At 63.0% G+C, this 20,948-nt stretch carries 17 protein-coding genes, 1 tRNA gene and 1 pseudogene; 14 read left to right on the top strand and 5 right to left on the bottom strand.

Annotated elements, in window-relative coordinates:
* Positions 1-72 precede the first annotated feature (72 nt).
* From ilvC to FIU28_RS20010, 3 genes and pseudogenes are all read left to right on the top strand, one after another.
* Positions 73-1,092 carry a ketol-acid reductoisomerase gene (gene ilvC / locus FIU28_RS20020; protein WP_143574894.1) on the top strand — a complete coding sequence of 340 codons (1,020 nt, stop codon included), beginning with the start codon at positions 73-75 and terminating at the stop codon, positions 1,090-1,092.
* A gap of 81 nt (positions 1,093-1,173) precedes the next feature.
* Positions 1,174-1,629: pseudogene (locus FIU28_RS20015) on the top strand (ABC transporter substrate-binding protein); the annotation flags it as partial.
* Between the two features lie 359 nt (positions 1,630-1,988).
* The gene (locus FIU28_RS20010) at positions 1,989-3,692 is read left to right on the top strand and encodes a sulfatase-like hydrolase/transferase (RefSeq protein WP_143574893.1); all 1,704 of its coding nucleotides are present in this window, start codon (positions 1,989-1,991) and stop codon (positions 3,690-3,692) included.
* A 23-nt stretch (positions 3,693-3,715) separates the two neighbouring features.
* Here FIU28_RS20010 and FIU28_RS20005 read toward each other — a convergent pair whose 3' ends face one another.
* Positions 3,716-5,275, bottom strand: a complete 1,560-nt coding sequence (locus FIU28_RS20005) for a glycine betaine ABC transporter substrate-binding protein (protein WP_143574892.1) — start codon at positions 5,273-5,275, stop codon at positions 3,716-3,718.
* Positions 5,272-6,054 carry an ATP-binding cassette domain-containing protein gene (locus FIU28_RS20000; RefSeq protein WP_143574891.1) on the bottom strand — a complete coding sequence of 261 codons (783 nt, stop codon included), beginning with the start codon at positions 6,052-6,054 and terminating at the stop codon, positions 5,272-5,274. Before FIU28_RS20000 ends, FIU28_RS20005 begins: the two co-directional genes overlap by 4 nt.
* A gap of 274 nt (positions 6,055-6,328) precedes the next feature.
* On the opposite strand from FIU28_RS20000, the gene FIU28_RS19995 reads away from it, so the two are divergent.
* From FIU28_RS19995 to FIU28_RS19975, 5 genes are all read left to right on the top strand, one after another.
* The gene (locus tag FIU28_RS19995) at positions 6,329-7,150 is read left to right on the top strand and encodes an ABC transporter ATP-binding protein (RefSeq protein WP_246661023.1); all 822 of its coding nucleotides are present in this window, start codon (positions 6,329-6,331) and stop codon (positions 7,148-7,150) included.
* Positions 7,147-7,932: an ABC transporter permease gene (locus FIU28_RS19990; protein ID WP_143574890.1), complete on the top strand. Its 786-nt coding sequence runs from the start codon at positions 7,147-7,149 to the stop codon at positions 7,930-7,932. The genes FIU28_RS19995 and FIU28_RS19990 overlap by 4 nt, the downstream gene beginning before the upstream one ends.
* Positions 7,933-8,001: 69 nt before the next feature.
* On the top strand, positions 8,002-9,030 hold the full coding sequence (locus FIU28_RS19985) for an ABC transporter substrate-binding protein (RefSeq protein ID WP_143574889.1): 1,029 nt from the start codon (positions 8,002-8,004) through the stop codon (positions 9,028-9,030).
* A 9-nt stretch (positions 9,031-9,039) separates the two neighbouring features.
* The gene (locus tag FIU28_RS19980) at positions 9,040-9,747 is read left to right on the top strand and encodes an NUDIX hydrolase (RefSeq protein WP_143574888.1); all 708 of its coding nucleotides are present in this window, start codon (positions 9,040-9,042) and stop codon (positions 9,745-9,747) included.
* Positions 9,748-9,827: 80 nt separating this feature from the next.
* On the top strand, positions 9,828-10,829 hold the full coding sequence (locus FIU28_RS19975) for a polyphosphate kinase 2 family protein (RefSeq protein WP_143574887.1): 1,002 nt from the start codon (positions 9,828-9,830) through the stop codon (positions 10,827-10,829).
* Positions 10,830-10,930: 101 nt separating this feature from the next.
* On the opposite strand, the gene FIU28_RS19970 is transcribed toward FIU28_RS19975, so the two are convergent.
* The gene (locus tag FIU28_RS19970) at positions 10,931-11,827 is read right to left on the bottom strand and encodes a dihydrodipicolinate synthase family protein (protein ID WP_143574886.1); all 897 of its coding nucleotides are present in this window, start codon (positions 11,825-11,827) and stop codon (positions 10,931-10,933) included.
* Between the two features lie 608 nt (positions 11,828-12,435).
* Here FIU28_RS19970 and FIU28_RS19965 point away from each other — a divergent pair.
* The 6 genes from FIU28_RS19965 (at position 12,436) to FIU28_RS19940 (ending at position 18,268) form a co-directional block, all read left to right on the top strand.
* Positions 12,436-14,013, top strand: a complete 1,578-nt coding sequence (locus tag FIU28_RS19965) for a 2-isopropylmalate synthase (RefSeq protein WP_143574885.1) — start codon at positions 12,436-12,438, stop codon at positions 14,011-14,013.
* Positions 14,014-14,275: 262 nt separating this feature from the next.
* Positions 14,276-15,277, top strand: a complete 1,002-nt coding sequence (locus FIU28_RS19960) for a TRAP transporter substrate-binding protein (RefSeq protein WP_143574884.1) — start codon at positions 14,276-14,278, stop codon at positions 15,275-15,277.
* A 149-nt stretch (positions 15,278-15,426) separates the two neighbouring features.
* Positions 15,427-15,999, top strand: a complete 573-nt coding sequence (locus FIU28_RS19955) for a TRAP transporter small permease (RefSeq protein WP_143574883.1) — start codon at positions 15,427-15,429, stop codon at positions 15,997-15,999.
* The gene (locus FIU28_RS19950) at positions 15,996-17,321 is read left to right on the top strand and encodes a TRAP transporter large permease (protein WP_143574882.1); all 1,326 of its coding nucleotides are present in this window, start codon (positions 15,996-15,998) and stop codon (positions 17,319-17,321) included. The genes FIU28_RS19955 and FIU28_RS19950 overlap by 4 nt, the downstream gene beginning before the upstream one ends.
* 106 nt (positions 17,322-17,427) lie before the next feature.
* The gene (locus FIU28_RS19945; RefSeq protein ID WP_143574881.1) at positions 17,428-18,021 is read left to right on the top strand and encodes a Spy/CpxP family protein refolding chaperone; all 594 of its coding nucleotides are present in this window, start codon (positions 17,428-17,430) and stop codon (positions 18,019-18,021) included.
* A gap of 171 nt (positions 18,022-18,192) precedes the next feature.
* Positions 18,193-18,268, top strand: a tRNA-Lys gene (locus FIU28_RS19940).
* A gap of 195 nt (positions 18,269-18,463) precedes the next feature.
* On the opposite strand, the gene FIU28_RS19935 is transcribed toward FIU28_RS19940, so the two are convergent.
* A complete protein-coding gene (locus tag FIU28_RS19935) occupies positions 18,464-19,435 on the bottom strand; it encodes an integrase (protein ID WP_246660747.1) in 972 nt (323 codons plus the stop codon).
* A gap of 262 nt (positions 19,436-19,697) precedes the next feature.
* Positions 19,698-20,414, bottom strand: coding sequence for a hypothetical protein (locus FIU28_RS19925; protein ID WP_143574879.1), 717 nt, complete (start codon positions 20,412-20,414; stop codon positions 19,698-19,700).
* Positions 20,415-20,948: the final 534 nt, after the last annotated feature.

The following is a 20,948-nucleotide window of genomic DNA, read 5'->3' as shown; positions in this document are numbered from 1 at the left end:
ATGGTGGGCGGCCTTGGGCCACCGACCGCTTCGAACGGGCGACGGATCTTGTTGCCAATAAAGGAAACGACCATGCGAGTTTACTACGATCGCGACGCTGACCTGAACCTGATCAAGGGCAAGAAGGTCTGCATCGTCGGCTACGGCAGCCAGGGCCATGCCCACGCGCTGAACCTGAAGGATTCCGGCGTCAAGGACGTGGTGATCGCGCTGCGCAAGGGCTCGGCCTCGGCCAAGAAGGCGGAAGCCGCCGGCTTCAAGGTGATGGAAGTCGCCGAGGCCGCCAAGTGGGCCGACCTGATGATGATGCTGACCCCCGACGAATTGCAGGGCGACATCTACCGCGAGCACATGCACGACAATATGAAGCAGGGCGCAGCCCTGGTCTTCGCCCACGGCCTCAACGTGCACTTCAACCTGCTCGACCCGCGCGAAGACCTCGACGTGCTGATGATCGCGCCGAAGGGTCCCGGCCACACCGTGCGTTCGGAATACCAGCGCGGCGGCGGCGTGCCCTGCCTGATCGCGATTCACAAGGACACCTCGGGCAACGCTCACGACCTCGGCCTGTCCTACGCTTCCGCCGTCGGCGGCGGCCGCGCCGGCATCATCGAGACCTCGTTCAAGGAAGAGTGCGAGACCGATCTGTTCGGCGAGCAGGTCGTGCTGTGCGGCGGTACCGTCGAACTGATCCGCGCCGGCTTCGAGACGCTGGTGGAAGCCGGCTACGCGCCGGAGATGGCCTATTTCGAGTGCCTGCACGAGCTCAAGCTGATCGTCGACCTGATCTATGAAGGCGGCATCGCCAACATGAACTACTCGATCTCCAATACCGCGGAATACGGCGAATACGTCACCGGCCCGCGCATCGTCACTTCGGAGACCAAGGCCGAGATGAAGCGCGTACTGACCGACATCCAGAGCGGCAAGTTTGCCCGCGACTGGATGTTGGAGAACAAGGTCAACCAGGCCTCGTTCAAGGCGACCCGCGCTCGCGCTGCTGCGCATCCGATTGAGGAAGTGGGCGCCAAGCTGCGCGACATGATGCCGTGGATCAAGGAAAAGGCGCTGGTCGACAAGACCAAGAACTAAGCCTTCTCAGCATTGATGACGACGAACGGGATCGCAGCAATGCGGTCCCGTTTTTTCGTTGACGGATGAGATGGACCGGCGATGCGCCCCGCCAGCTCGGCGCTGGCGCAGAAGAAATACGGTCCCGGCGCCTCCGACACCGAGATCAGGATCAGCAACACCGTGCCCTATAGCTGCCCGGCCTCGGCCTACGGCACTCTCGGCAAGGCCTCTGCGGCGTTCTTCAAGAAGGTCAACTACGACGGCGGCACCAACGGCCGCAAGATCACCTTCATCTCCTATGACGACGCCTATTCGCCGCCGAAGACCGTCGAGCAGACCCGCAAGCTGGTCGAGAGCGACGAGGTGATGGCGATCATCGACAATGTCGGCACCGCCGCCAATGCCGCGATCCAGAAATACGTCAACGCCAAGAAGACGCCGCAACTGTTTCTGGCGACCGGCGCCACGCGCTGGAACGATCCCAAAGGCTTTCCATGGACGATGGGCTGGCTGCCGAGCTACCACGCCGAAGCTGCGGCCTACCTGAAGGACCTCACGCTCGACGGCCTGCTGCCGGGCGTGATGGTCAATACCAGCGCGACCGACTCGCGCCGATCGACCAGTTCCAGATGATGCGCTTCCCGGGCGAGCGCTGGCAACACTTCGGCGAGTTGATCACGGGGCAGCGAAGTAGGCCGCGTGTCCGGACGCAGCGCACCATTGCGTGCTGCGCTGCATCCGGACGGAGAGCTTGCGCCAATCGCCGCATGTTGCTCCGGGCGCCGTAAATTCATTGCGCGTTCATGACGGTTCCACTACATTTTTATGACACGCCGCAGGGTCCGGCTGCGTCGTCCGCCTTCTGGCCGCCGCCAGCGCAGGTTTGGGCAGTGCCGGCGTCGTTGCGTCCCGCCATGGCGGCTCCGCTTAATCCAGTGCCCACCGCTGCCTCCGCCGTCGCGCCGTCAACGGGTACGTGGCGGCTGCTCGCTGTGGCCGCCCCGCATTTCGGCGCATTGGCGGTGATGTGGCAGACCGAGACCGATCTCGGCTCGCGCCTCGGCTTCGTGCTGGCCTGGGGTATCCTGAACGGTTTCTGGATCGGGTTGCTGCGCCGCCCCGCGCTGTCCGGCGCGCTGTCGCTGACGCTGGTAGTGATCCTCGTGTTGCTGTCGCGGTTGAAGCACGACGTGGTGCAGATGACCGCCAACTTCGTCGACCTGATGGTGATCGACCGCGATACCGCAGCCTTCCTGTTCACGATCTTTCCGAATTTGCGCTGGTCGGTCATTGCCGCCGCCGTTGTCGTGTTGCCGCTGATGTATGCGCTGTGGTGGCTGGATCCGTTTCGCATACGCCGGCTGCCCGCTGCCGCCGCGATGCTGGCCTGCCTGTCCGGGCTGGTCGGCTACGCCATGGCCTGGCCCGACGAGGCCTGGCGCGGCTATTATGACGACGGCTATCTGTCGAAGTTTGCCCGCTCGGGCGTCACCGCGGTGTCGGATTTCGCCAATTACGGCTTCATGGAATCGGACGCCGTGGTGGCCGAGCGGCTGAAGATGCCGCTGGAGGATTCCTGCCATCCTGTCGGCCGCCGGCCGCACATCATCATGGTGCACGACGAATCTTCGTTCGACATAAGGCAGGCTGCTTCGGTCAAGACGTCAGCGGGCTATGGCGGGCACTTCAAATCCTATGACGGTCGCGCCCGAAAATTCCTCGCCGAGAGCAATGGCGGGCCGAGCTGGTTCACCGAATACAACGTGCTGGCCGGGCTGTCGTCGCGCTCGTTCGGACCGTTCTCGTATTTCGTGACGAGGATTGCCTCCGGCCGGGTGGCGCGTGGCCTGCCGCTGGCCCTGCGGCGCTGCGGCTATCGCACGATCTCGCTGTATCCCGCGTTCGGCGCCTTCATGAGCGCGAAGAGCTTCCAGACCTCGACCGGCGTGGAGAATTTCTACGACGCCAGGGACCTCGGCGCCAAGGGCGTCGAGCCGGACAGCTTCTTCTACGATTCCGCGATCCGGCTGATGGCCGAGCAGCCGAGCGCCAATCCGCTGTTCACCTTCGTCTATCTCGCGGCCAACCATTTCCCCTGGAAGACCAAGTTTCGCCCCGACCTGACGCCAGCCTGGCGCAGCCCCGGCAACGCACCGGTCGTCGACGAGTACCTGCGCCGGCAGGCGATGAGCGTCGATCACTACGGCGCGTTCGTCGCGAAACTGAAAAAGCAGTTTCCGGCGCAGCCGTTCCTGATCGTGCGTTACGGCGACCATCAGCCGGAATTCTCGCCGGGCGTGATCGATCCGGCGCTGGACGAGGTCGGGCTGGGCAAGCGGCTGATGGCCTACGACCCCCGCTACTACGCAACGTACTACGCGATCGACGCCATCAACTTCGAGCCGGTGAAGAGCGAGGCGGTGATGGATACGATCGATGGTCCCTACCTGCCGCTGGTGATCCAGGAGGCCGCCGGCATCCCGCTCGATCCGTCGTTCGAGGAGCAGAAGAAGATCATGCTGCGCTGCAAGGGCGTGTTCTACGCCTGCAAGGACGGTGCGGAGGCCCGGCGCTTCAATCGGCTCTTGATCGATGCCGGGATGATCAAGAATCTCTGAGCGCACGCCGTCGTCCTTCGATGTCACTTCTTCCCGATCTTCTCCCACAGCCAACGCGCGACCACATCCGGCGAACTGTTCCCGTCTCCTCCCGCTGCGCGCAAATTGGCTTCCCGCATGGTGGCGATGTCGATGCGGCCAAGCAGCGGCTGCAGCGCGGCGCGTAGCGCCTGATCCTCGGCACGCTTGTCGGACAGCAGCAGGATCGCGTCATAGGGCGGGATCGCGCGTTTGGCATCGTCCAGAACCACCAGATCGTATTTCGCGATCAAGCCGTCGCTGGTGTAGCCGGCGATGACGTCGATTTCGCCGGAGGCGACGGCCGCATACATGAAGTCCGGCTGCATCTGGCGCTGCGCACGAAAACCGATGCGATAGGCCTTCTGCAGTCCGGCCCATTCCGGTCGCGAGAAGAATTCGTAGTCCGCCGCCATCGTCATGCCGGACGAATGTTTCGCGAGGTCGGCGATGCTCTTGATCCCGAGCGCTTCGGCTTTCTTGCGAGGCATCACCAGTGCATAGGCGTTCTCGAAACCGAGTTCGCCGAGCAATGTGATGTTTTCTTTCGAGAGCGTGGCCTTCAGCTCGGCAAGCAGCTGTTCGCGCGGCAGGATTTCGGTGCGGTGAAACTGGTTGGCCCACAGCGTGCCGGAATAATCGACGTAAGCGTCGATGTCGCCGGTCTTCAGCGCGTCAAAGATCACGTTGGAACCGAGGCCCTCGCGCGTGGTGACCGGCAGGCCGGCGGCCTGCAGCCGCTGCGCCATCAGCGCCGCCAGCACGTAGGATTCGGTGAAGGTCTTGGCGCCGACGACAATGCGCGCTTGCGAATGCGACAGCGAAGGCCCCAGCGTGGCGATCACCAGCGCGGCAAGGCCGAGCCCGCCGATCGCCGTGCGAACTCGCTGGCGCAGCCGTATGCCGGTCTCGATCAGCGCCAGCAACTGGTCCACGCCGAGCGCCAGCACTGCCGCGGCAAAGCAGCCGAACAGCACGAATACCCAGTTCTGCGTCTGCAACCCGGCAAAGATGTAGTTGCCGAGGCTGGTCTGGCCGATCGGCGTCGACAGCGTCGCGGTGCCGATCACCCAGACCGCGGAGGTGCGAATGCCGGCCATTATCACCGGCAGCGCCAGCGGCAGCTCGATCATGGTGAGCGACTGCCGCTGGGTCATGCCGACGCCTTGCGCGGCCTCGATCAGGGCGGCATCGACGCCGTCGAGGCCGGTGATGGTGTTGCGCAGCACCGGCAGCATCGAATACAGCGCCAGTGCCAGCACCGAGGGCAGAAAGCCGAAGGCGGAGAAGCCGACGCCGAACCATTGCAGCGATAGCGCCGCCAGCGCTAGCAGCAGCGGATAGAACAGCGCCAGCAGCGCGAGGCCCGGCACCGTCTGCACCACGCTGGCGAGGCCGAGCAGGGCGCCGCGTAGCACCGGGCGATGCCGCGCCAGGATCGCCAGAGGCAGACTGATGACCAGGCCGAGCGCCAGCGCGGTGACGCTGACGCGGACGTGGTTGCCGAGATAATCGGGCAGGTGGCCGAGCGCCTCGCTCCAGCGCGGATCGCTGAAGAGATTCATGCCGCACCTGATTTCGGCAGCAGCATCTGCAGTCGCTCGGCCTGCCGCCGCGGCGTGCCGAGCAATTCGCCGACATAGGTGTCGGTGTTGTTCGACAACTCGGTCAGGGTGCCCTGCGCCAGCAGTTGGCCGGAGCGCATCACCGCGACGCGATCGGCCAGCAGGATCGCTTCCGTCATGTCATGGGTGATCATGATGGTGGTGAGGCCGAGCTTTGTATGCAGCGCGCGATAATCGTCGCCGAGCGCGTCGCGCGTCAACGGATCTAGCGCGCCAAAGGGTTCGTCCATCAACACGATGCGCGGGCGCGCGGCGAGCGCGCGGGCGACGCCGACGCGCTGGCGCTGGCCGCCGGACAGTTCGTGCGGGAAGCGGTCGCGATGCTGCGTGCGATCGAGCCGGACAAGGTCGAGCAGTTCGTCGACGCGCGCGGCGATCTCGGCCGCCGGCGTGCCGAGCAGTTTTGGCGTGATGCCGATATTGTCGGCAACGCTCATATGCGGGAACAGCCCGCCGCTCTGGAACACGTAGCCGATACGCCGTCGCAGCCCGATCGGGTCGATGGCGGCGACATCCTCGCCGCCCACGGTGACCGTGCCGCTGGAAGGGTCGATCAGCCGGTTGGCAAGCCGCAGCAACGTCGTCTTGCCGGAACCGGAACCGCCGACAATCGCCAGGAACTCGCCTTCGGCGACGTCGAGCGAAACATCGTCCACGGCGAGCACGCCGCCGTCGAAGCGCTTGCTGACATGCTGGAACGAGATGAGCGGGGCGGTCATGTAAGCCGGCAATTGGATCGCAGGACTCTCCTGTCATCCCCGCGGAAGCGGGGACCCATACCCTCTGAGCCCGAAGAAAGAGCTCGATTGTTTCCACAGCGCAAAACAGAACTCCTGAGGCTATGGGTCCCCGCTTTCGCGGGGACGACAACCGATGGGCCGTTGCAACGCTAACATGCAGTATCCGGCGGACCAAGATTGACCCCGTTGAATTCCGGTCTGTGCGCCGCTAAGCCATCTGCAACGAAACATCGAGGGAACGCGCGTGCAGGCAATCGCCGCGAGAGGATCAGCAGTGGCGCTGGACGGCGCCACGGTGGCGTTTGGCGTGGACCAGCACGTCTATACGGCGGTCGAGCAAGCCACGCTCAACGTGGCGGAGGCTGAGTTCGTCGCGATCGTCGGGCCCACCGGCTGCGGTAAATCCACCTTGTTGAATGTCGCCGCCGGATTGTTGAGGCCGGCTGCGGGATCCATTCGCATTTTCGACCAGCCGCTGCAGGGCTTGAACAGGCAGGCCGGCTATCTGTTTCAGGCCGACGCGCTGTTTCCCTGGAAGACCGCGCGCGACAATGTGGCGATCGGGCTGGAGATCGCGGGCACCGCGCGGACCGAGGCGCTGGAGCGCGCACAGCAATGGCTGGTGTCGGTCGGCCTCGGCGGCTTCGGCGACCGCTATCCGCACATGCTGTCCGGCGGCCAGCGCAAGCGCGTTGGCCTGGCCCAGGTGCTGATCCGCGATCCCCAGATTCTCTTGATGGACGAGCCGTTCGGTCCGCTCGATGCGCAGACAAGGCAGATCATGGGTGACCTCTTGCTGCGGCTGTGGAGCGCGCATCGCAAGGCGGTGCTGTTCGTCACCCACGACCTCGAGGAAGCCATCGCGCTGGCCGATCGCGTCGTCATCATGTCGGCGGGGCCGGCGTCGCGCATCATCGGCGACTGGCGCGTGCCGCTGCCGCGCCCGCGCGATATTTTCGAAGTGCGGCTGCTGCCGGATTTCCATGCGCTGCACCGGCAGATCTGGGACGTGCTGAAGGACGAAGTGATGAAGGGCTACGCGCAGTCGCAAGGTCCTGCGGAGATCTCGCGATGAGCCGGCCCATGCTGCTGCTGTTTCAGGCGCTGGTCGCCGTCGTGTTCCTCGGCCTGTGGCAAGTACTGACGACGGTACCGCTGTTCGGCAAGCCGCTGCTGCCGCCGTTCTTTTTTTCCAATCCGGTCGACGTGTTCAGCCAGATCGTCGCGTGGTTTGCGTCTGGCGTGATCTGGAAGCATCTGGGGATCACGCTGCTGGAGTCGGTGCTGGCCTTCGTGATAGGCTCGGTAGCCGGCGTGATGGTCGGGTTCTGGTTCGCGCGGCAGCCGCGCGTCGCTGCCGTGTTCGATCCCTATGTGAAGATGATCAACGCGCTGCCGCGCGTGGTGCTGGCGCCGATCTTCACATTGTGGCTCGGGCTCGGCATCTGGTCAAAGGTCGCGCTCGGCGTCACGCTGGTGTTCTTCATCGTGTTCTTCAACGTCTACCAGGGCGTCAAGGAGACCAGCCGCGCGCTGGTCGATAATGCCAGCATGCTCGGCATGGACGAGCGCCAGCAATTGCGCCACGTTTACTGGCCCTCGGCGCTGTCATGGATGTTCTCGTCTCTGCACACCGCGGTGGGTTTCGCCGTGGTCGGCGCGGTGGTCGGCGAATATCTCGGCTCGGCCGCCGGGCTCGGCTACCTGATTCAGCAGGCGGAAGGCACGTTCGACGTCGCCGGCGTGTTCGCCGGCATGATCGTGCTGTCGGCCTTCGTGATCCTGATCGATCTGGCGGTCACGCTGGTCGAGCGCCGTCTGCTGGTGTGGAAGCCGGCAGCGGCAGGGCGGGACTGAAACACGGCTGGCTTCTCAAAGCGCGGGCGCTGCTCTATCCTGGCCGAAAGAACGATCAGGGAGATCATCATGACACGTTGGTTCGGCCGGCTGATGGCGCCGCTGTTTGCCCTCTTGATGCTAAGCGATATGGCCGCCGCGCAGAGCAAGGTGACCATCGCGGTCGGCGGCGGGGCCTGCCTGTGCTACCTGCCGACGGTGCTGGCGCGCGAGCTCGGCGAATTCGACAGAGCCGGCGTCAGCGTCGAACTGGTTGATCTCAAGGGCGGCTCGGACGCGCTGAAGGCGGTGCTCGGCGGCAGCGCGGATGTGGTGTCCGGCTATTTCGACCACTGCGTCAACCTCGCCGCCAAGAAACAGGAGCTGCAGTCCTTCGTGGTCTATGACCGCTATCCCGGGCTGGTGCTGGTGGTCTCGCCAAAACACACCGACGAGATCAAGTCGATCAAGGACCTCGCCGGCAAGAAGGTCGGTGTCAGCGCGCCCGGCTCCTCCACCGACTTCTTCCTGAAATTCATGCTGAAGAAGAACGGCCTCGATCCGGCCGGCACCTCGGTAATCGGCGTCGGCCTCGGCGCTACCGCGGTGGCGGCGATGCAGCAGGGCCAGATCGACGCCGCCGTGATGCTCGATCCCGCCGTCACCGTGCTGCAGGGCACTTACAAGGACCTGCGCATTCTCAGCGACACCCGCACGGCGCATGACACGCAGGCGGTGTTCGGCGGCGACTATCCCGGCGGCGCGCTGTACAGCACGACGGCGTGGGTCAAGAGCCACGAGAAGGAAGTGCAGGCACTGACGGTGGCCATCCTCAACACCTTGACCTGGATTCATTCGCACACGCCGGAGGAGATCATGGCCAAGATGCCGGAGGGCCTCGTCGGCAAGGACAAGGCGCTGTATCTGGCGGCGCTGAAGAACACCATCCCGATGTATTCGCTGGACGGCAAGATGGACCCGAAGGGGGCCGACGCGGTGCTGGCGGTGTTCAGCGAGAGTTCGCCGGAAATTGCAAAAGCGAACATCGACGTGACCAAGACCTGGACCAACAAATATGTCGAGCAGGCCGGCCGGACGATGGGGACGAATGCGAAATAGTTCTGCGGCATGACGTCGCCCGTCATCCATCGCATCACGACGCTCGATCTGGCGTACCGGCCGTCGCCCTGGACGTTCGCCGAGCAGCGCCGCGCCGAGATCGACGCCCACTTCGCGCAGAAGCAAAGCGAGAAGCCCGGGCTGTTCAACGGTCGTATCCTGCTCGGCCGCAAGCCGGTGTTCAGCGGAACGCACTTCCGCGCGGAATATTTCGACACCGATTTCGCGAGCTTCCTCGCGTGGCGCGATTTCGGCGGGCCTGACGACGAGGTCTTCAACGGCTTCGGCATGGGCGCGCTGCGCAGCAGCGACGGCGCCTACCTCCTCGGTGAAATGAGCTCAGGCACGGCCAATGGCGGGCGGATCTATTTTCCATCCGGTACGCCCGACCTCGACGATCTCCGCGGCGACGCCGTCGATCTGGCCGGCAGCGTGGCGCGCGAGGTCGGCGAGGAAACCGGCCTCGAGCCTTCGGACTACGTCGCCGCTGCTGATTGGCACTGCGTGGTGACGCCGCGTTCGATCGCGATGATGCGGGTTCTCGACGTCGATATGCCTGCGGAAGCCTTGCGGCAGAGGATAGAAGCGAACCTGGCCGTGCAGGTTTCGCCGGAACTAAGTGCGATGCATGTAGTGCGCCGCATCGATGATTTCACGGCGACCATGCCGGTTTTCGTGACGGCGTTCATCGCCGCGCAGTTGCAGGTGGTGGCGTAGCCCGTGCATTCGACCGGGCTGGGTGGCGCTCGCGCGCCATGCGCGGTAGCATCAATACTCATTTCCGGAGTTTCGACCCCATGACGGCCAAGTCCACCGCGTCCGCCCTGAAATCCTATGTCGAGCCGTTCAGTGTCGATGGCTCCAGGCCGTTTCATCTCAAGGGCCATGACACCGGCGCCCGAGGCGGGTTGCACAAGGAGACCGGCAAGAAGATTGTCGAGGCCAACCGGACGCGGTTGCAGGAACTGCAGGAAAAGCTCTACGCGCAGGACCGTTGGTCGCTCTTGCTGATTTTCCAGGGCATGGATGCCGCCGGCAAGGACAGCGCCATCGAGGCGGTGTTCGACGGCATCAATCCGCAGGGCTGCGAGGTGCATTCGTTCAAGACGCCGTCGTCCAGCGAACTCGACCACGATTTCATGTGGCGCCATACCATCGCGGTGCCGCAGCGCGGTCGCATCGGCATCTTTAACCGCTCTTATTACGAGGAATGCCTCGTGGTGCGGGTCCATCCGGAAATTCTGGCCAAGCAGAAAATTCCGCCGGAACTGATCAACAAGAACATCTGGCGTGATCGCTTCGAGGATATCTCGGCGTTCGAACGATACCTGGCTCGCAACGGGACCGTGGTGCTCAAGTTCTTCCTCAACGTCTCCAAGGAAGAGCAGCGGCTGCGCTTTCTCGACCGGCTCGACGAACCCGCCAAGAACTGGAAGTTCTCGATGGCAGATGTCGGCGAGCGGGCGCTGTGGGACAAGTACCAGAGCGCCTATCAGGACGTGATAGGGGGCACGGCGAGCAAGGACGCGCCGTGGCACGTGGTGCCGGCGGACCACAAGTGGTTCGCGCGCGTGGTAATTGGCTCGACCATCGTCAGCGCGCTGGAGAAGCTCGACCTGAAATTCCCCCAGACCGACAAGGCCGACCTGCCGGGGCTGAATGCCGTGCGCGAGGCGTTGCTGAAAGAGGGCCCGCCGATCGAGCCGAAGGCTACGGCGGTGGTTAACAAGGATGTGAAGAAGTCTGGCGCCAAGAAGACGGAGAAGGCGCCCGCGATGCAGGGGCGTGCGAAGGCGTGAGACCGTAGGGTGGGCAAAGGCGCCCTTGCGCCGTGCCCACCATTGCCGCCGAGCCATGGAGGGTGGGCACGCTTCGCTTTTCCCACCCTACGAATGCCGCGTTAGCTCAGCTTCAATTCTCGCAGCACCTGCGCGACCTTTTGCTTCGCGGCGTCCGAGAGCGGCAGCACGGGGCGGGGCGGCTCGGCGTTGCAGACGCTGAGGATCTCCGCCGCGGCATACATCACGCGCAGGCTGGAAAATTCCTGGAACAGCGCCCACAGCGGCTGCAGCTCCGCATTGAGGCGGCGAGCCTCGGCGACATCGCCCGTCTGCACGGCGTGCACGATGGCGAGGCAGGCTTTCGGAAACAGCCCGGCCGCGACGCAGTACCAGGCGTCGCCGCCCGCGAGCAGCGCTTCCGTGGCGTTCCAGTCGCCGGAATAGCCGATGGAAAAGCCCGACGGCACGGCATCACGCAATTGCTGGTGGTGATCCGCGGCAAGCTCAGGCGCCTGCGATGCGCCCTTCACCGCGATGACCCCGGGAATGCGCGCGATACGGCCGATCAACTCCGGCGTGAATTTGAAATGCGTGGTGCCGAAATTATCGTAGATTACGATCGGCAGGTCGCAGGCCGCGGCAACCGCCGAAAAATGCGCGAACACCTCGTCTTCGGTGAGCGGCGTGTAGGACACCGGCGCCAGCAGCCCGGCGGAAGCGCCCGCGGCCTTGGCGTCCTGTGCCAGCGCGATCGCCTCAACGGTGCGAAGCGCGCCGATCCCGACCAGCACGGGGACGCTACCGTTGGTTTCTTCCAGCGCCGCATCGATGGCACGCCGCCGCTCGGCGCGCGCCAGGAACGGATAAATGCCGGTCGAGCCGAGTAGCCCGATCGAATCGACCTTCGCCGTCACCAGCGGCGTCACCAGCCGTCGCAGCGCCGCGGTGTCGACCTTGCCGATGGGGTCCGCTGGGGTGATCGGGAAGGCCGACAGGCCGTTCAGGAAGCTGGTCATGGATATCCTCGCTGGGTGCGTTGGCGTTGTAGGCGGACGCGGGGCAGGGGGAAATGGGTGTGGCCGACCTCTTTCACCCTCTCCTTTTGAGGGGGAGGGTCGGTTCGCAGCATGCGACGCATGATGCGAACCGGGGTGGGGTGACAGCGCTGGTGAGCGGTCTCGGTGCCAACCACAGGCGCTGTCACCCCACCCCGACAACACCACGCTTCGCGCCGTGCTCTCGACCTACCCCCTCAAAAGGGGAGGGGTGAAAGGTCAACCATCCTGACCCTCTTAATCGTTGCGGCCCGCCACGATTCGTCTACAACAGGCCAACGTCCGCTGCGGCAACGAACTCTCAGGGGTTCAGGCCGAGGATGCGGACTTGAAGGTGTGGCAATGCTGATTCGCAGCGACGATGTTGGAGTTCGAGGGACGGTGGCTGGTGCCGCGTGTGCCCGTGCGATTCCGGCTGCGCTGCGCTCCACCCTTCGCGGCGGACTGCTTCTTCTTATCTGCCCCTGAGCGCCGGCTGGGCCTTTTTGGCCTGGGTACTCAGGGGATTGTGAGATGACCAGCCCCCTCCGGCGCCCGGACAGCGGCGCCCCGATTCAAGGATACCTCCCATGATCGCCACCACCCCGTCCGTTCAGGACAAGTCCGACAAAGACCGCGTCATCATTTTTGACACCACCTTGCGCGACGGTGAGCAGTGTCCCGGCGCCACCATGACGTTCGAGGAAAAGCTCGAGATCGCCGCCATGCTGGACGATATGGGCGTCGACGTGATCGAGGCCGGCTTCCCGATCGCCTCCGACGGCGACTTCGAGGCCGTGCACGAGATCGCCAAGCGCAGCCGTAACTCGGTGATCTGCGGATTGTCGCGCGCCGGCGCCAAGGACATCGACCGCTGCGCCGAGGCGATCAAGCCGGCGAAGCGCGGCCGCATCCACTCCTTCCTGTCGACCTCGCCGGTCCATATGAAGTTCAAGCTGCAGATGGAGCCCGACGCGGTCCATGATCTGGTGATCTCGTCGGTGACGCGCGCGCGCAACCACACCGACGACGTCGAATGGTCGTCCGAGGACGGCACCCGCACCGAATTCGACTTCCTGTGCCGCTGCGTCGAATCCGCCATCAAGGCCGGCGCCACCACCATCAACATTCCCGACACCGTCGGCTATTCGGTGCCCGAGGAATATTACGACCTGTTCAAGCGGGTGCGTGAAAACGTGCCGAACTCCGACAAGGCGGTGTTCTCGGTACACTGCCACAACGACCTCGGCATGGCTGTGGCCAATTCGATGGCCGGCGTGCGCGGCGGCGCGCGGCAGATCGAGTGCACCATCAACGGCATCGGCGAACGCGCCGGCAATGCCGCGCTGGAAGAGATCGTGATGGCGATCAAGACCCGCAACGACAAGCTGCCGTACTGGAACAACATCGACACCACGATGCTGACGCGTGCCTCCAAGGTGGTGTCGGCGGCGACCTCGTTCCCGGTGCAGTTCAACAAGGCGATCGTCGGCCGCAACGCCTTCGCCCATGAGAGCGGCATTCATCAGGACGGCATGCTGAAGAACGCGCAGACCTACGAGATCATGCTGCCGGAAACGGTCGGCGTGAAGCAGACCTCGCTGGTGATGGGTAAGCATTCCGGCCGCCATGCCTTCATTCACAAGCTGGAGGAGATGGGCCATAAGCTCGGCGCCAACCAGCTGGAAGACGCCTTCGTGCGCTTCAAGGCGCTGGCCGACCGCAAGAAGGACATCTACGACGAGGATCTGGAAGCGCTGGTCGATCAGGAAATGACCGCCGCGCATGACCGCATCAAGCTGGCCTCGCTGACGGTGATCGCCGGCACCCACGGCCCGCAACGCGCCACCATGAAGCTCGATATCGATGGCGTCATCAAGATCGAGGAGGCCGAGGGCAACGGGCCGGTGGATGCGGTGTTCAACTGCATCAAGCTGCTGGTGCCGCATGAGGCCAAGCTGGAACTGTATCAGGTCCATGCGGTCACGCAGGGTACCGACGCGCAGGCCGAAGTGTCGGTGCGGCTGGCGCATGAGGGTCGCTCCATGACCTCGCGTGCCGCCGATCCCGATACGCTGGTCGCCTCGGCCAAGGCCTATCTGGGCGCGCTCAACAAGATCGTCATGAAGCGCCAGCGCGACATGCCGCAGGTTTCGGCGGCGGAGTAGGGCAGCGTCCATCACGGAGCCGCATGGCTCTGCGCCCCCTCTCCCGCTTGCGGGGGAGGGGGCGCGAGGCCGGTGACCACCACATCAAAGAAGTGAAACGCGGCGCCTCACGCGCCGCGTTTTCGTTTGCACCGCAGCATCGTTTTTCCCGCATCCCTGCGAACAGCCAATAGCGCTTGAGCCGGCTTCTCTGTATTGCTCGACGAGACATCCAAGGCAGGGGCCGTTCAACGAGTCCCTCCACGTCACCAGGGAGAAGACCATGCGCAGATCGTTGATGGCCGCCGCCGCTTGCGCGGCCTTTGCCTGGATCGCCCCGGCGGCAGCGCAGGCGCCGATCTCGATCAAGTTCAGCCATGTCGTGGCGCCGAACACGCCGAAGGGGCTGGCCGCCGACAAGTTCAAGGAGCTTGCCGAGAAATACACCGACGGCAAGGTCAAGGTCGAAGTCTACCCGAACTCGCAGCTCTACAAGGACAAGGAAGAGCTCGAGGCGCTGCAGCTCGGCGCGGTGCAGATGCTGGCGCCGTCGAACTCCAAGTTCGGCCCGATCGGCATTCGTGAATTCGAGGTGTTCGATCTGCCCTACATTCTGCCGGACCTGCCGACCTTGCGAAAGGTCACCGATGGGCCGCTCGGCGCGCGGCTCCTGAAGCTGCTCGACGCCAAGGGCATGACCGGGCTGGCCTATTGGGACAACGGCTTCAAGGTGATGAGCGCCAACAAGCGACTGGTCGCGCCCGCCGACTACAAGGGCCTGAAATTCCGCATCCAGTCGTCGAAAGTGCTGGAGGCCCAGTTCCGCGCGCTCGGGGCCATTCCGCAGGTGATGGCGTTCTCGGAAGTGTATCAGTCGCTGCAGACGGGGGTGGTCGACGGCCAGGAGAATACGCCTTCCAACATGTACACCCAGAAGATGCACGAGGTGCAGAAGTATACCACGCTGACCAACCACGGCTACATCGGCTATGTCGTGGTCGCCAACAAGAAGTTCTGGGACGGCCTTCCGGCGGACGTGCGGCCGCAGCTCGAAAAAGCGATGAAGGAAGCTACCGCCTATGGCAACGGCCAGTCTGCCAAGGAAAATGACGAGGCGCTGGCCGAGATCAAGAAGACCGGCAAGAGCGAATTCATCACGCTTTCACCCGAACAGGACGCCGCGATGCGCAAGGCGATGGAGCCGGTCTACAACGACGTCGCCGGCCGCGTCGGAAAGCCGCTGATCGAGGAATTTCTGAAAGAGACCAAGGCGACGACGAACTAGTAGTTGTCGTTCCGGGGCGCGGGCGGCGCCAGCCGACTGCGAACCCGGAACCTTGATGTGTATTGCGCCGAACATCTCGGGGTTCCGGGTTCGGTCGCAGCTCTCGCTGCTCCCGCCCCGGAACGACAAAGATTTATTTGGGAGACTTCATGTTTCTACGCATCCTCGACCGGCTTGAGGAAACCCTGATTACGTTTCTGATCGGCGCTGCCACTTTCATCATCTTTATCGCGGTGCTGCACCGCTATCTGGTGGGCGTGCCGTTCTTCTATCCCTTGCTGTTCCCCATCAACCTGTCCTGGGCGCAGGAATTGTGCATCTACATGTTCGTGTGGATGGCCAAGTTCGGCGCCGCCTATGGCGTACGGACTGGAATCCATGTCGGCGTCGATGTGCTGGTCAATCAGCTCAACCCGCGCTGGCGCAAGGGGACCGTGCTGTTCGGATTGCTGTGCGGCGCGTTCTTCACGGCGGTGATCGGCACGATGGGCGCGAAGTTCGTCTATGGCCTCATGCATACCGACCAGGTGACGCCCGACATGGAGTTGCCGAGCTGGCTGGTCTATCTCTGCATCCCGCTCGGCTCCTACCTGATGTGCTTCCGTTTCCTGCAGGTCGCCTGGAATTTTACGCGGACCAATGAACTGCCGCATCACGATCATTCCTATGTCGAGGGCATCGAAGTCGATCCGCCCGTGACTGCGGCGGGGATCGCGCGATGAGCACCACGCTGATCTTTCTGCTGCTGATTTTCCTGATGCTGACGGGCATGCCGATCTCGATCGCGCTGGGTCTCACGGTTTTGTCCTTCATCTTCCTGATGACCTCGGTGCCGATCGAATCCGTCGCCCTGAAACTGTTCACCGGCATCGAGAATTTCGAGATCATGGCGATCCCGTTCTTTATCCTCGCCGGCAGTTTCCTGACCCATGGCGGCGTCGCGCGCCGCATGATCGATTTCGCAACCTCGATGGTCGGGCACTGGTACGGCGGGCTCGGCCTTGCTGCCGTGATGGCCTGCGCGCTGTTCGCCGCGGTGTCGGGCTCGTCGCCGGCCACCGTGATCGCGATCGGCTCGATCATGATGCCGGCGATGGTGCGGCAGGGCTTTCCCAAGCAGTTCGGCGCCGGCGTCATCACCACCTCCGGCGCCTTGGGCATCCTGATCCCGCCGTCGATCGTGATGGTGGTCTATTCGGTGGCGACCGGCGGCAGCGTCGCGCTGGATCCGTCGGGCGTGCGGGTGTCGTCGGCCTCGGTCGGGCAATTATTCATGGCCGGCGTCATTCCCGGCATCATGCTGGCCACGCTGCTCGGCGCCACCACCTTCTACCGCGCCTGGAAGAACGACTATCCGCGGCTGCCACGCGCCAGTTGGGCAGAACGCGGGGCGGCGTTCCGGCGCTGCATCTGGGGCCTGCTGCTGATTGCGGTGGTGCTGGGCGGCATCTATGCGGGCTGGTTCACGCCGACCGAGGCCGCCGCCGTCAGCGCCGTCTATGCCTTCGTCATCGCCGTGTTCGTGTACCGCGACATGACGCTGAAGGACGTGCCGAAGGTGCTACTGTCCTCGGCCAATATGAGCGCGATGATCCTCTACATCATCACCAATGCGGTGCTGTTCTCGTTTCTGATGGCCAACGAGAACATTCCGCAGCAGATCGCGAACTGGATCACCGGGATCGGCGTCAACTGGGTGATCTTCCTTCTGATCGTCAACGTGCTGCTGCTGGTGGCCGGCAATGTCATGGAGGCCACCTCGATCGTGCTGATCATGGCGCCGATCCTGTTTCCGGTCGCCGTCAAGCTCGGCATCCATCCTGTGCATCTGGGCATTCTGATGGTGGTCAATATGGAAGTGGGCATGTGCCATCCGCCGGTCGGGCTGAATCTCTATGTGGCCTCCGGCATCGCCAAGATGGGCATCTCCGAGCTGACCATCGCGGTGCTGCCATGGCTGCTGACCATGATCGCGTTTCTCGGGGTCGTGACCTATGTTCCCGAACTGTCGCTGTGGCTGCCGCGGATGCTTGGCATGCTGTGACGAAATCGTGGCGCGTCCACATTCGGTAACACCATGTCCAAAGCGTAAGTTGAAAGGCTGGGGCAGGGCGCGCATCGTTCGGCAACGATCCACAGGAGGACTTGCCATGAGAAAGATCTTGCTCGCCAGCGTCGCGGTGCTGGCGCTCGCCGGCACGACGGCGGTCTATGCCCGACACGGCGGCCCCGGCCACCACCATCATTCCCGGATGAACCCGGAAGACCGCGCTGCCTTTGCCGACGCCAGGATCGCCGCGGTGAAGGCCGGTCTGAAACTGACGCCGGATCAGGAAAAATTGTGGCCGCCGGTCGAGGCCGCGGTGCGCGATTTCGCCAAGCTGCGGATCGACCGCGCCAACGCCCGCATGGACGAACGCAGGAACGACCGCGGCGACGACGCCCGCAAGTCGGAGACGCCGGACAACCCGGTCGCCCGCCTGCAGAAGCGCGCCGACGACATGGCCGCCACCGCTGCCGCGATGAAGAAGATCGCCGAGACCGCGGACCCGCTCTACAGGACCCTCGACGACGGCCAGAAGCGCCGGCTTTCGGTCCTGACGCGGATGGATGGTGGCCCGCGCGGCGAATTCCGTCACCCCCGCGGCGGTCGCGACTTCGACCGCGACGACGATCGCGGCGGGGATCGCGATGGCCCGCGCCGATTCGAGCGCGATCGGGGTATGGGCCCCGAGCGGCTGTAGCCGAAGGATCGGCGAAAGACGCCGCGCGTAGAAAAAAGCCGCTGAATTTCAGCGGCTTTTTTGCGAATTCATTAAAATGCCGGCGACGCAGATATTGTGCTGTCACACGCTTGCCATCCCCGGATCGCTTTGCTAAACGACGCCATCCCGCGAGGGTATCCGGTTGGATCCGGGCGCATAGCTCAGTTGGTAGAGCAGATGACTCTTAATCATCGGGTCCCAGGTTCGAGCCCTGGTGCGCCCACCACCCCTAAGTGCTTCGGCAAAAGGGGTTTTAAGAAAAATTCCTCATAGAACAAAACGGAACGGTCGCTTCGGTTTGCGCCTTGGTTTGCAGTTTTGGTTCACGAACCGTGCTGCGCGACCAGCTTGACGATGGCCTGATCCGCAAGCTCCGCCTGGCCGCCGAGGTAGTTGGCTTCGAGAATCGTTTCGACGTCCTTTAGGCTGTGCCCCGTGATCGCAGCAATCTGCGGGACTGTGCAGCTTGCCAGAGCCAACCGTGTGACAGCAGTGCCCCGTAGGTCGTGGAAATGCAGATCGAAGTCGCCGAGCTTCGCCCTGTCGAAGGCTTTCCCCCAGGGCGTTCGAAATCCGTCACTGGTCCATGGCTCTCCAAAGTGTTTCGCAAGATCGGACCATCAGCATTCGCGGGCCGGCGAGCATCGAGCGCGGTTTTTAGTGCCGAGCCGACCGGGATCAATACACGCTTTTTTGCCTTTCCCTTTCGGCGCTTGCCCACTTGCAGACGAATATGGGTGCCGTCGTATTGCGACCAGGTGATTTTGATTAAATCGCCTTGGCGCTGGCCTGTCCATAAAGCGATTAGCAAAGCGAACTGAAGCTCCGTTGAGGCTGCAGCGCAGAACGCTGTGATGTGTTCGTCAAGCCAGATGATGTCGGCGCGGTCCGACTCATATAGCCGGCCGCCGCGCTCGCAGACGTTGATCGCGATAGTGCCGTGATCCTTGGCCACCGCAAGCACTCGAGCAATGGTCGTCCAGGCGTAATCCGTGGTGCGCGGGTTGTCCGCCATGGTGGCGCGCCACGCCTTGAACTTTCCGCGGGCGCGCCGGTCTTGGACGACGGACAGGGGCATCGTGCCGAACTCCTCCTCGATCATCTTCAGGTATCGACGATACGCCTTCTTACTGAAATCTGAGAGGGTCGTGAATTCAGTCGAAGCTTTGTATGCCACAATCAAAGAGAACAGCGTCCCGGCCACCGGCTTGGTACGCTCTGTGTGCGCGGCCGCGTAGGCCACTATGAACAGCGGATCATTGGGCGCCAGCGGCTTCCCATCCTCGCTCGTGAGGAGCGGCCCACCGCGCCAAGCGTAGTAATATTTTCGAACCGAGCCGTCAGCGAGCCGTTTGGTGGCGGTCGCGACGCCGGGCAGCTTTCGCCGATTCATTGGTGCGGTCCCACTTCTGGAATTCGTCCTCGTTGCTCGATAGGACGGGCGGCGCCTTCAGTAAAATGGTGATGGTGCCATTCGAGGCCACTTGAATTGCGTCGGCGCCCTCACGCTTCGCAGCCCGAATTGCTCGGCTAACGTCAATCTGTAGGAAGGTGCCGACGCGACGTGTCACTTTGCTACCTTTTCAATCTCATCGGGCATAGATAGCGACATAACCAATGGTCAATCGCTAGGTAAATCTAAAAAAAACGCCTCATCATTCCGTCGCCTTGACTTCAAAAATCCGCGCGATTTGCTGAAGAGTAAAAATGCCGAAGCTGCGGACTTGTTTGAAATCTGAAATCACGTGAATTCCCGAGAAAATCTCGCTCTGGTCATCCAGGTAAGATGCCATCATTGATGCAGTAGGCCGGTAGAGAATTTCTGATGTCATTTGCTCAGCTCTCTCCGGCTGATCGGAATGAGGATCGTATATGTTTGCGTAAATCCGAATGCTTGCCATCGGAAGCGGAGCTTCGAAACTGATAGTGAAGTCTAAGTAGTATTGTCCTTGAGCGACGAGGGCTGGAACATTTTCGAAAATATCTCCACCATGAGCGGGAAGACCTCTTGCTAGTAAAACAATGATCGCAGAGATCGCTTCATGCAGGGTATGCACCTTTGGAAGGTCCTGTAATATCTTGAGGGCGGCCCATGACGTAGCTTCTTGGTTATCGCTGTCAGAAGCGAAGAGGCAGTTGTAACTTTCGAAGCTGGCCAGGCTCGCTTTAACCGTTGGGCCAGAAATCGGACTCGCTGCGACCACGATGAGCAGAGCCGAAGCGTCCTGCGGCGTCACCTTCGCGGCACGCCCCCTCCCAGCGACCTTGCGATACCCCGCCGTGACTAAGAACCGGTCATGTTGAAATATAGTGACCTTCGGCACGTTGAGCGCCTTGGCGACTGCTTCAATCAATTGGGTAGGACTGGCCATGAATCACCTCCATTTGAGTAAATCTCAAATGTAAGCACCGGTCGCAGCACCTCGGAAATTGAAGACGCTCCCACGGAGCGCCGCTTTAGACGGGTTGAGCTGTCCCGAGCATCGCTATGACTGAGACTGGGAGGCGGAAGCACAGCGCGGAGACGCGCGCCAAGATCGGTGCAGCCAATCTCGCTCGCTGGGATGATCCTGAAAAGCGAGCGAAAGTGAGCCAGGCGACCGAAGCTCGGATGGCCGACCCGGCTGTTCGTCAGCGAATCCGAGATGGCATGCGTCGCGCCTCTAGTGAGAGGGACGAGTTGCGCGATCTGCGCGCTATTTGGGCCGCCACCAGTCCGGCAGCACAAGCGCGATTCATCCTGGGTTTAATGTCAATCGCGTCGCTTGAAGCCGCCGATCCAACGTTGTCATCGCATTCGTCATGCCCGATACCGGACGAATGACACTTCGTCCGACGAAGAATGCAATGATGCCTCCGAGAACTCAGGCAAGTGCCGCGCACATTTTAGCGAGTGAGCCAGCAAA

Source organism: Tardiphaga sp. vice154 (genome assembly GCF_007018645.1).
Lineage (GTDB): Bacteria > Pseudomonadota > Alphaproteobacteria > Rhizobiales > Xanthobacteraceae > Tardiphaga.
This window is presented reverse-complemented; position numbering and strand designations above follow the sequence as displayed.

What these genes read in the sequence shown, in the direction of transcription:
- ilvC (WP_143574894.1), top strand. Translation starts at nt 73, where the DNA reads ATGCGAGTTTACTACGATCGCGACGCTGACCTGAACCTGATCAAGGGC.
- FIU28_RS20010 (WP_143574893.1), top strand. Translation starts at nt 1,989, where the DNA reads ATGGCGGCTCCGCTTAATCCAGTGCCCACCGCTGCCTCCGCCGTCGCG.
- FIU28_RS20005 (WP_143574892.1), bottom strand. Translation starts at nt 5,275, where the DNA reads ATGAATCTCTTCAGCGATCCGCGCTGGAGCGAGGCGCTCGGCCACCTG.
- FIU28_RS20000 (WP_143574891.1), bottom strand. Translation starts at nt 6,054, where the DNA reads ATGACCGCCCCGCTCATCTCGTTCCAGCATGTCAGCAAGCGCTTCGAC.
- FIU28_RS19990 (WP_143574890.1), top strand. Translation starts at nt 7,147, where the DNA reads ATGAGCCGGCCCATGCTGCTGCTGTTTCAGGCGCTGGTCGCCGTCGTG.
- FIU28_RS19985 (WP_143574889.1), top strand. Translation starts at nt 8,002, where the DNA reads ATGACACGTTGGTTCGGCCGGCTGATGGCGCCGCTGTTTGCCCTCTTG.
- FIU28_RS19980 (WP_143574888.1), top strand. Translation starts at nt 9,040, where the DNA reads ATGACGTCGCCCGTCATCCATCGCATCACGACGCTCGATCTGGCGTAC.
- FIU28_RS19975 (WP_143574887.1), top strand. Translation starts at nt 9,828, where the DNA reads ATGACGGCCAAGTCCACCGCGTCCGCCCTGAAATCCTATGTCGAGCCG.
- FIU28_RS19970 (WP_143574886.1), bottom strand. Translation starts at nt 11,827, where the DNA reads ATGACCAGCTTCCTGAACGGCCTGTCGGCCTTCCCGATCACCCCAGCG.
- FIU28_RS19965 (WP_143574885.1), top strand. Translation starts at nt 12,436, where the DNA reads ATGATCGCCACCACCCCGTCCGTTCAGGACAAGTCCGACAAAGACCGC.
- FIU28_RS19960 (WP_143574884.1), top strand. Translation starts at nt 14,276, where the DNA reads ATGCGCAGATCGTTGATGGCCGCCGCCGCTTGCGCGGCCTTTGCCTGG.
- FIU28_RS19955 (WP_143574883.1), top strand. Translation starts at nt 15,427, where the DNA reads ATGTTTCTACGCATCCTCGACCGGCTTGAGGAAACCCTGATTACGTTT.
- FIU28_RS19950 (WP_143574882.1), top strand. Translation starts at nt 15,996, where the DNA reads ATGAGCACCACGCTGATCTTTCTGCTGCTGATTTTCCTGATGCTGACG.
- FIU28_RS19945 (WP_143574881.1), top strand. Translation starts at nt 17,428, where the DNA reads ATGAGAAAGATCTTGCTCGCCAGCGTCGCGGTGCTGGCGCTCGCCGGC.
- FIU28_RS19935 (WP_246660747.1), bottom strand. Translation starts at nt 19,435, where the DNA reads ATGAATCGGCGAAAGCTGCCCGGCGTCGCGACCGCCACCAAACGGCTC.
- FIU28_RS19925 (WP_143574879.1), bottom strand. Translation starts at nt 20,414, where the DNA reads ATGGCCAGTCCTACCCAATTGATTGAAGCAGTCGCCAAGGCGCTCAAC.